Source organism: Acidisoma sp. S159, from assembly GCF_009766125.1.
In the GTDB taxonomy this organism is placed as follows: Bacteria; Pseudomonadota; Alphaproteobacteria; order Acetobacterales; family Acetobacteraceae; genus Acidisoma.
Genome location: NZ_LMUG01000040.1, coordinates 895 through 3,151 on the forward strand (window position 1 = coordinate 895; position 2,257 = coordinate 3,151).

Sequence of the window (2,257 nt, forward strand, 5' to 3'; positions counted from 1 at the left end):
ACTCGGCCGCATTGCCGCCCACCCAGCTTCGCGTATCAATGATCTGCTTCCTTGGAACTGCAAAACCTCGCGCAAAGAGGCATCCATCGCGGCCGCCGCCTGAACATGCAGCGCAACAAGGTTCACGCCGTCACCGTCATCGCTGCCGTCGCCCAGGAACTTGGCGTCGACGAAGATCTCTTGCATGAGATTTCCATCGGCCTGGACACTGAAGACGGTGTCATCTGGGTCTGCGGTATCGGCGAGGACGCCATCATGGCCTTCACCGAGGATGGCGTTGAAGAGCTCAAAAACCTCTTCGAAATGCGCCGTGAAAACCCCGGCCTATTCGAGTAACCATCTTCGCCTGCGGCCCACGCCGAATGGCTACGGTAAAGCTGGAGGCCTGCGACGTTTAACCAGGAAATAGCATCGACAGCTGAGCGACAGATGCAGGTTGCAACGCCTACGCTGACTGTCACGAAGCGTGCGGTGCCCGAAACCCACATGCGGGATCCCCCGTGCCTCGACGCGGGCTCGGATGTTATGGGCGATTTGCATCGACTTCTTATAGTCACATCCGGGCAGCACGCAGGCGAATTCTTCTCCGCCATAGCGAACAGTGAGCTCCGCCGCGCATGTACTACCTTATCCAGAGCGGCAACGACTTGGACGATGCACTGCCCGCAAACTTTCCGTATCGATCATTGAAGCGTTTGAAGATTTGAAGAAGTCGATGTTGGGGATGAACACCGGGAAGTCTAGCACTACAGTCGTGATTTTAGGTGTTGCAAACTGGTGTGAGGTCTGAATCTATGGGCGACCATGATTCGGAAATCGTGGACAGGTTCTGCTTCGATCGAAACGACGCTTGAGCTGTGGGCGTCGTCGCTGCGGGATGTGAAGGAACGGATGCGGGGGCTGTTTTCGCAGGAGCGCTCGGCCATGAACGCGGGGGCGTTCTTGGATGGATTGCTCGGCGAAGAGCGACGCAAGACCGGATGGATGCGCGCGGAGGCAGCCGGCGATCCGGGTCCGTGGCGCCAACAGGAACTCCTGGCGCGGGACCGATGGGATGCCGATGCACTGCGCGACGTTGTGCGCGATTATGTTGTTGAGCATCTGGCCGATGAAGACGCGGTCCTTGTCGTTGATGAGACCGGCTTTCTGAAGCAGGGCAAAGCATCCTGCGGTGTGGCGCGGCAATACACGGGGTCTGCCGGGAAGATCACGAACTGCCAGATCGGTGTATTCCTGTCCTATGTCTCGCGCCATGGTCACGCCTTTATCGATCGGGCGCTTTATCTGCCCAAGGCCTGGACCGAGGATCCAACCCGGCTGAAGGCCGCGTATGTGCCGAGTGGTGTTGGCTTTGCGACCAAGCCGCAATTGGCATCCCGGATGATAAGCCATGCCATGGCTGCTGCGGTGCCGTTCAACTGGGTTGCCGGTGATACGGTCTATGGTGTCGGTGACATCGAGCGGGACCTACGCCAGGCCAGTAAAGGTTATGTGCTCGGCGTCGATTCCGCTCATGTCTTTCGGTCGTGGGGTAAGCCGCGGCGATTAGCTGGGACGGCCGCAGAGATCGCCAAAGGCCTTCAGCCATCCGACTGGAAGCGGCTGTCGGCAGGAGAAGGCACGAAAGGGCCGCGTCTGCATGACTGGTGCTACCTCGAACTGGCCGATCTCGATGCTGAGGAGTTCAACGAGGCCAACCATGGCCTGTGGACGCGCGGTCTCCTGATCCGGCGCCACATCACCGATGGTGATCTGGCCTACTTCACCACATGGTGCCCCGCAGCAACTTCGATTGAGACACTGGTCAAGGTTGAAGGCCGTCGTTGGGCCATTGAAGACAGCTTCGAGACTGCCAAGAACGAATTTGGTCTTGATCATAACGAAACCCGATCATGGCATGGCTGGAACCGCCACGTCTCTTTCGTCATGCTGGCTTTTGCCATGATGGCCGCCATCCGTCATCAGGTGAACAAGCCACCTCCCAAAAAAACAAATCGGTCAGCAGCCAGACGACGTCCCGTCTCGTCCGCTGGTCGATCCAAGAAATCCGACGCATAGCGCATCGTCTCGAGCAAAAACTTATAAACTCCGCCTTTGTCATCGCATGGTCTCTCTGGCGACGCGCTCATCAGGCCGCCGCTCAGATATCTCATCTCAAAGCAAAATCACGACTGTAATGCTAGGGTCAGGACCCATTAATTGCTTGCTTCGGCTCGGCGCATTGTGATTCTGGAGATGGCGGGAGGATACCGTCATG

3 protein-coding genes and 1 pseudogene are annotated in these 2,257 nt (G+C 57.9%); 2 read left to right on the forward strand and 2 right to left on the reverse strand.

Features of this window, described 5'->3' with window-relative positions:
• Nucleotides 1-186, reverse strand: a 186-nt coding sequence (locus tag GSQ92_RS30165) for a hypothetical protein (RefSeq protein ID WP_216856808.1), incomplete at its 3' end; no start/stop codon positions are given.
• Between GSQ92_RS30165 and GSQ92_RS11425 the strand changes: the two genes are divergently transcribed.
• Nucleotides 181-336, forward strand: a complete 156-nt coding sequence (locus GSQ92_RS11425; RefSeq protein WP_216856809.1) for a hypothetical protein — start codon at nucleotides 181-183, stop codon at nucleotides 334-336. The genes GSQ92_RS30165 and GSQ92_RS11425 overlap by 6 nt on opposite strands.
• A gap of 30 nt (nucleotides 337-366) precedes the next feature.
• Here GSQ92_RS11425 and GSQ92_RS31690 read toward each other — a convergent pair.
• Nucleotides 367-597: pseudogene (locus GSQ92_RS31690) on the reverse strand (hypothetical protein); the annotation flags it as partial.
• A 207-nt stretch (nucleotides 598-804) separates the two neighbouring features.
• Between GSQ92_RS31690 and GSQ92_RS11435 the strand changes: the two are divergent.
• Complete coding sequence (locus GSQ92_RS11435; RefSeq protein WP_159013467.1) at nucleotides 805-2,058, forward strand: IS701 family transposase; 1,254 nt, start codon at nucleotides 805-807, stop codon at nucleotides 2,056-2,058.
• Nucleotides 2,059-2,257: the final 199 nt, after the last annotated feature.